Origin of the sequence: Providencia sp. PROV150, assembly GCF_028481025.1 — a bacterium.
GTDB classification, from domain to species: domain Bacteria; phylum Pseudomonadota; class Gammaproteobacteria; order Enterobacterales; family Enterobacteriaceae; genus Providencia; species Providencia hangzhouensis.
In genome coordinates this window covers 1-7,733 of record NZ_JAMPPJ010000039.1, presented here as the reverse complement: position 1 = coordinate 7,733, position 7,733 = coordinate 1, and the positions used below count along the sequence as shown (strand labels likewise).

Here is a 7,733-nt window from a genome sequence, read left to right as displayed (position 1 = left end):
GGAAACTGGAGTAATGGGAAACATTTGGCTTGTAAAGTATGGTTTTCAATTGCCCTGTTTTTTCATCAATGCCATACAGTTTAATCGCCAGCATTTTACCTGCATAGCCGAATTGTGCATCTTCATAGCGGGTTAAACGTACTTTCCCCATCCCATAGCTATACAATATTCCTCGTTGCCTATCCGCAATAAGGTAAACCGGAGGTGTGAAGAAAGAGAGATAACCCAATAACCATAAAAAACCGGGGAAAAAAATTAGCCAGCCGATAATCATCAATACCTTAAGATCATCATTTCTATAAATTTTATCAGTATAGTAATCGATTAGATATGTTCCGATACTTATTTCCTTAACTTTCATATATGGTAAATAGTTTGATAACCCTGCTGGTAAGTTATCGATACCATATTTTTTATTGAAATAGTTAGAATTATCTTGAAGGGTAAAATAATTCGATTTATGGTTTTCAATAAAACCAAACAGTGTGTAAAAGGCCATTACTAAAAGCACGATAAAAAATGGGATCGTATTAGTGAGCTGGCTATTACGTTGTGGAGAGTTGATCACACAACGCTGTTGATTGACCGCATCTAAAAATACCAGTTTTTGAGGCTCCAATGGATCATCGTAGTGATGACTTTGTGCAATTAATGGTGTGGTTTCTAATTGCTCCGGGTGCTTTGTTGCCGTATATAAACTCGTCATTCGGTGCCTTCCTCATCAATACAGCCATAAAGTTTATCAGTAGGATCGCCGTTTCGGTAACGCAATGGCGCAATCTCACCTTTAAGACGATCCACTAAGTAGTACCAATAAATGGATGGGATAGATTGCCCCAGAGGATCACCTGCAAAAATACCCGCTTCGACTTCAAAGCTCAGCACAAGCTCTCCATCACGCAGTACCGTACAAGCTAACGCATCTTGCAAAGCTGCCTCAAACGCCGCATTAAATTTTATCTGCTGTGAAGCCAAATAATCAATCCCACGATGTTTGACTACCGTATCCCTTTGTTTGGGTAAAGAGGCCACAGGTGTTCCAGCGGGATAAGCAAACAAGGATTTCTTTTCAACCAATTGATATTCAATATCCGAAATACCGCATTGAAAATTACCCAGCGTAAACTGATACTGAATGACATAATGTGCAGCCCCGTAATGGCTTTGCCCTAACCCCGCCTTTGATTTTGGAATTGCATTAGCTTGTAGTTGGGAGGTAAAGAAAAGATTTGCAAACTCTTGCAATTCTATTTGAAAGTAAGGTTGATATTCATCAACATATCGAATATAACTCTCCAACTGAGCATCTTTAGTGTCAGGCCTTTTAATTTGTTGCCCTTCCTTTAATTTATATCCCCCCGCAAAATACTTGCGACCATTCCCCCAAAAACACTGCTTCAATAACTCTTCAAACGCATCCGTTTTAAAGTAATTGTAAATCGCCATACCAATTCCGAATACGATGGCACCGATAATAATCAATTCCCACGCAAATGCTGCAATGGCGGTCGCCACCAAGCCTTCCGTGGCACCGTATGCTGCCAGCCCCACCGAAAACGCCAATGTCCCTACTGCTTCTGCAATTTTTGCCGAGCCCGTAATGTAATTACTGTTATAAAACTCCGCGGAGGCTTCGGCGATAGGTAAGGCAACCCCTAAAATCGCCACAGTATACCCGAGCCCTTTTAATCCCACTTTACCTAACTTGGTTTGGATTTCAGGTAACTGAATTTTGGTGAGTAACCGCTGAAGCGGCGGAAACGTGACCGCTGCTGCATATCCTCTAGCCGCTTGACGTATTTCAACCACCGCCTCTGCGGTATTTAAAATATGGGCCACCATTTGAATGCGAAAGATATTTACGGCGGCGGCATTTAATGGGTCTTGCTTATCAAACTCTTTCGTATGGGCGACTGCATTGAATTCAATGATACTCGTGAGCAATGTGTAAACATCTGCCCCCAATTTGATGTGGCTGATTAAGACGTGTTTATCAGTTGGTAGCCCCGTAGAGCGATAACCTTCTATCAGGTTAAATTTGGCAGTGGTAATAACGCGCTTGAGTCCTGCCGATTTTAATCGATTATCCCAGTCAAAGACCTTCTTCATGTTTTTCGAAAAACGTTGGAGTGGCTGACTCATCCCTTTCAGTGAACTCATCCATTTTCTGAACTCTTCAGCGCTTAAGGTCGCGAGTTCATCAAAACTCACGGAAATACCGAAATACGCCAAAAAAGCGGGGAGCACTTTATGCGCCAGAAAATCCAACCCCGCTTGGCTGATACGTCGTACAGAATTTTTGGCATTATTCAGATGGGTATGTGCTTCCGTATACGCGTACCCCAAGGCATCCCAACATATCATGACGGCTAAACGTAATGACGGTAAAACACGCTCTTTAAATTCACTGAGCGCTTTATTTTTTATCACATCCTCATTCAATACATCCAGCAAGTTGGTAATAAACTCCTTCCAAACCTCCCCGTCATCACTGTCGGTTGATAACAATAAATCGAGTGTGACGCGCCCTGACGGCGAACTCTTTAAGGGGGTGAATAGCTGTTCATGCAGTTGGCTGTAGGCCTCTAATTCATCAAAAAACGCGGGGGGCCAAAAATCCCCTTTTTGATATTGTTCTTTAATTAAAAAAGCATGGTCAAGATAGTTTTTAATGCCACCTACCTGATTTTTAACTGCTGGGTTGCTTAAAAAATCACGGTAGAGTTGGACGATATTGGCTTGCAATGTTTCAAACTCTTGATTACCCGCTTCAATTTGCGGCCAATAGGTTTTCCATCCCTGAATATCAATGTGTTTGGTAAATTTATCTTTTAATGCTTTCCCTTGCTCCGTTTTCGCAACGTCGGGATTATCAAACTGGGTTTCTAACGCCGAAAGATAGTGACCCACTTTATTTGGGTACTGCCAATAACGTTGGAACATCGCATACGTTGCTGTCACGAAAGTATAAAGCGATAAAATATCTTTTTGATAGCCGATTGGGTCATACAGTGCAACTAAACAACTTTTTTCTTTGTAATCTAAATTTTGTTTCGCTTGATTTAACAGGGTATCGGTACTTTTACTGGCACTATTCATTCCCGTGATATGGGAAAAATACTCTTTTGGTAACGGATTACCGATGGATTTTGTGTGCTCAGTAAAGGCGGAAAACTGGTCTGACTCGGTTTTATATTCTTCAACCAAATAGTCAATATGCTCAGCGTTCAATTCAAGCGCATGGGGATTCCCATTAAAATCCACCAAATTGATTTTTTGCATAAATGCCTGTCGATAAGAGGCATCCGTTTCCATTTTATCTAAGACATAATCAGACAGGGGGCTATCACTGAATAAAAACAACGCCTCCATGACGTCTTTTTTAATCGGTAAATACGGGTATTGACAAGATTGGGCTTGTACCGATTGAGTTAATGGGTCACGCAAACAAGGGATAAACCCTTCCTCTGCATCCCCTTTTTCTTTCGCACTGACTGCTTCACTGGAGTTATCATCATCCGAATAGACATACCCATTATCGTAATGTTGCACAACATGCTTAAAAATCAGTAACTGTCCTTTAGTATCAAGGCGGGTGGGAAATTCACCTTCCTCAAAGACATAAACCCAGCCTGTGCGCAGTAATCGAGCCGAAAACCCTTTAGTGTCAGAGATTGACGAAGCCGACAGTAACGTCGAAATAGCGGGCGGAACCGCCGCTTTCGCATTTTTATCACCATACAAATTTGAGTAGGCATAACGCACAGGATACACTGGACGATGTTCATTCTCACAGGGGCAAACGACCGCATCGGCTTGTAAATTTCTGGGGGATGCTTGATTCACTGCCTCGACGACTTTGTGGAGCTGTTTTTCTTCTGGGGTTAAGTATTTTGAGGTCACGGGGTCACTCCTTGTGACGATAAGCAGTATCGATAACGGTGATAATTAAACGTCACGGCATTTGCTTCATAAGGCTTTGCTTGCTCTGTTGCTGATTGCCATAACGTTTCGTTTTGAGTACAGGCATGGCGAGCAAGGACATAATACAACAACGCTTGTGTTTGGCTGATATCACTTAAAAAAGCCTGATTCATGATACGTAAACAAAATGCCTCTAAGTCGGCAGAGCCTGATAGCTCGCTCGATGTTGACAAGGGCGGGCACTGCGCTATCAATTGTTTGGCTTTATTCAATGTCTGCACCAAGGTCAATGCTGCATAATGCCGATACAATTTTTCATTAATAAACAATGGCTCACGGGGGCGAGTATCATATAAATAATCGGAATGAAAGGTGATTTTGACCCCATCAGGGTAATTGGCACTGTAGCCGTAGAACGCCTTGACCCCACTCAACACATTAAGTAACTGCCCATGGGTCAATGATTCAATAAATGGCATAAAATGTGACACATCGTAAAAACGGAAAAAATTCCAACTGTTCAGCGGTTTGTTATGTAAATACGTCATCTTACGCAATTGACGATGAATATCAGTAAACGATTTAAGACTGTGAATGAAAATTCCTAAAGTGCCTTTGTTGGATAAGCTTGAGCAGTGCTCTAGAAAGACCTCTCCGGCACGATTAGGGAGAAGGTGTATCAAATAGGGCGCTTGGTCTTCAAGGCTGTCTTGCGTTTCCCCTTGGTATAACGATTGCCACGGCAATTGGCTGCCATGTAACATCGGCACAAGATACTGCCCTGTTTGCCTGTGGTATTCACCGCTGTCAATCACCGCATAGAGGTGAACCCCATCACTAAATACAGGTTGCCCCTTCGCGTAATGGATATCCCCTTTTTCTGATGGTCTAGGATGGGTAAGATTGCGTTCATCCACCAATACAGCCAACACATTTGCATCATGTTGTTCACGCACTTGTCGAACTAACGGTAGCGCCAGTTTTGAGCTCTGCTCAATGTAAGTGACTAAAGGTGTTAATATTTCATAATCAGCAAACGTGTATTGTCCGGAGTGAGCCGTAAAGTACTGGCGCATCCGTTCAATCGCCTGCGATTGGTTAGCGCCAGCAACCGTCATAATACCATGAAATTGTTCATTGTTTCGCGTATAACGGCATTGTGCGACCCAATACCCCTTATAAATTGTATTTGGACTCCAGAGCATTAGGCCGTTCCTTTTTTCATCGCTTTTGCTCGGCAATCTTCCGCCAACGGTAACCCTTCATTAACCGCCGCTTCCAACGAGGCGACCGCTTCGGGTGCCCCTCCGGTCACTGACACATTACCTTTTAGCAGGATATTGCCTGTGATAGTCACGCCTTGTGCATCCAATTGAATCGACCCCGCTTTACCACGAATAATCACTGTTTCACTGGCTTGCAACGTATGCACTTTGGTGTGGGTATGAATACCGCCTGCAGCCTTTAACATGTAATCATTTTGGATGTCACACTGTTTGTTTTCACCCACTTCTTGAAAGTGACTCGCGTGAATAACTTCTTTCCAGCTGTTATCAATGCGTGTAATACGGTCTTTCCCGATTTGCTCAAATTGATTGACATCAACCTGTAAGGTCTGCTCATTAATGATGTGTATAAATTCGTCATGGCACACTTCATGCTTACGGTCATTCGCCACAGTATGACTATCATCATTCCCGACATATTGGGTTTTGTTGCGATTAATGTGAATGTTGTTATCGCGCTGCGCATGCACATAGATTTCTTCTCGACCACTTTCATCTTCAAAACGCAGTTCATTAAACCCGTCCCCTTTATGGGTTTTGGTTCTAAACGTGGTCCGAGTCTTCTCACTTGGCAAGTCTAATGGTGGCTTATTTCGCCCGTTGTATGTACACCCAGTTATAATTGGTTTATCTATGTCATTGTTAAGATAGGAAATAATCACTTCTTGCCCAATTCTGGGGATGGACATAAACCCAAAGCCATCGCCGTTCCAACCGTGGGCGACTCGCACCCAACAAGATGCGCTATGGTCTGGCTTACCACGCCTATCCCAATGGAAATAGACGGTCACGGCACCCTGCGCATTGGTATAAATTTCTTCACCCGGTGGCCCGACGACGGTAGCCAGCTCATCCCCATCCGCTGTGGGTTTATACCGATAGGGCGGTCGCCACTCTTGGGTGCTGGGGATAAAGGACAGCTGGTTGCTCAGTTGGGTGCCTTCACCGCCACTGTTATCGGCAAGGGGCTGCACGCCATGGTGGGATACGCTAATCACTTGCCATGTCGTATTCATTCGAGGGCTAGGATGGTTAGATAAGGTAAAAATACGCCCCGGTGCTAATTCAATGCAATTCGTCGTGGCTGACCCCACTTGCCGCTGGTTTTGTGATTGCTCGTAGCGAATTTGGTTGAAGGGCTGCCCCTCGGCATCTTCTTGAAAGCGACCATAACTTTCAAACACTTCATGTTGTTGATGGACTTCGCCAGTAACTTGGTGGCTCAGTGGGTAAGAGGGGCGAAGTTGATTATAATCTTTATCCACGCGGATATCGCTGCACAACTGCTCGGCATAGCGCCATGTGGTGGCGGTACTGTCGGTGATATCGGTTTCAGATTGGGGATTATAGGTGAGCGATATCCCCGCTTTCATGCCTAAATGGCGGTCACTGTAAAACAGTTGTGGACCTTCTTCGAACCAGAACGTAATCCCTTCCTCCGCCGCCAGACGGCACCAAAAGTCGTACATGGTTTCACGCTTTTGAGTAATATATTCGCGTTTCAGATGTTCTTCAGGGTGGTAAAACTGCTTATCAAACTTGATATGAGATTCGCTCAATAGCGTCTCAAGAATGTTCGGCACCGTCATATTTTGGAAAATTCGGCTATCCTGCTTAAGCGTCATTACCCACATTTCAGGGCGTATCACAAAGTGATACCACGTTTTTACACCATCCGTATTGCCTTGCTCTGCACCCGCTAAAATCCCTTGTACCGTGCGAAGAATTTTTCCATCTCGTTTTACGGTCAGCGAAGAGGCTACACCCAATACCTTTTGAAAATCAATCTCGGGTAACGGGCTGACCGCCTGAATCGACAGTGAAAAGAGTTGGGAAAGCCCTTCTTGCAAATCAAACTGGGTCACTTGAAAGGTGTTTTCAGGTAACCCACCAATGGTACAGGTGAATACTAATCCCGTCCCCATTTCGCCATTCATAATACGCTCTAGCAGTTGCCCATGGGCTTCTTGCAAGGCTTGGTCTTGTGCATAGGTTCTGCCACCCGCATACCCACCACCGTGAATAAGCGGGTTATTTTCGGGGCTGCCAAGTCGTTTGTTTTTATTGGGGTCTGTCCAAGACATGGGAATTTCCTCTACGGGAGAAAAAGCTAAAAACGCAAACGAGCCTCTAAAGGCTCGCTAAATTTGAACTTACGCTTCGAGCGGCGCGCGCCAGTCATCGGCACCGGATGTGCCTGCAACGGTGTGTTCCCAGTCGATTTGACGGTAAGACAGAGAGACTTCGATTAACTGCGTGAAATCGGCTTTCGCCGGGTCTTGGCAGTGTGGCATTTGGCAATCGATATTCACGATGGTTGCATCGGTCAGGGTAGTGGTGAAGAAATGCTCTTGCTTGCCTTCAACCGATGTGCGGTACCATTTCAGTTCCACTTTCGGCAACATTTCACCGGAGGCTAAGGCGTTATACAGCAGCGGAACCGCTTTATTTAACGCCACGGTAAAACGGAAGGGCTTGTGCGCACGTTGGCCTGAAGGCTGGCCGGATTGTGGGTCTGTCGGT

At 44.5% G+C, this 7,733-nt stretch carries 5 protein-coding genes; all 5 read right to left on the bottom strand.

Annotated elements, in window-relative coordinates:
* On the bottom strand, positions 1-706 hold a 706-nt coding region (locus PSE83_RS20205; RefSeq protein ID WP_272661056.1), incomplete at its 3' end, for a hypothetical protein.
* Positions 703-3,903 (bottom strand): toxin VasX, encoded by a 3,201-nt coding sequence (locus tag PSE83_RS20200; RefSeq protein ID WP_272661055.1) that lies wholly within the window; start codon positions 3,901-3,903, stop codon positions 703-705. The genes PSE83_RS20200 and PSE83_RS20205, both read right to left, overlap by 4 nt.
* Positions 3,900-5,129 (bottom strand): DUF4123 domain-containing protein, encoded by a 1,230-nt coding sequence (locus tag PSE83_RS20195; protein ID WP_272661054.1) that lies wholly within the window; start codon positions 5,127-5,129, stop codon positions 3,900-3,902. Before PSE83_RS20195 ends, PSE83_RS20200 begins: the two co-directional genes overlap by 4 nt.
* Positions 5,129-7,294, bottom strand: a complete 2,166-nt coding sequence (locus PSE83_RS20190; RefSeq protein ID WP_272661053.1) for a type VI secretion system Vgr family protein — start codon at positions 7,292-7,294, stop codon at positions 5,129-5,131. Before PSE83_RS20190 ends, PSE83_RS20195 begins: the two co-directional genes overlap by 1 nt.
* A 69-nt stretch (positions 7,295-7,363) precedes the next feature.
* The coding region (locus PSE83_RS20185) for an Hcp family type VI secretion system effector (protein ID WP_272661052.1) at positions 7,364-7,733 on the bottom strand (370 nt) is incomplete at its 5' end.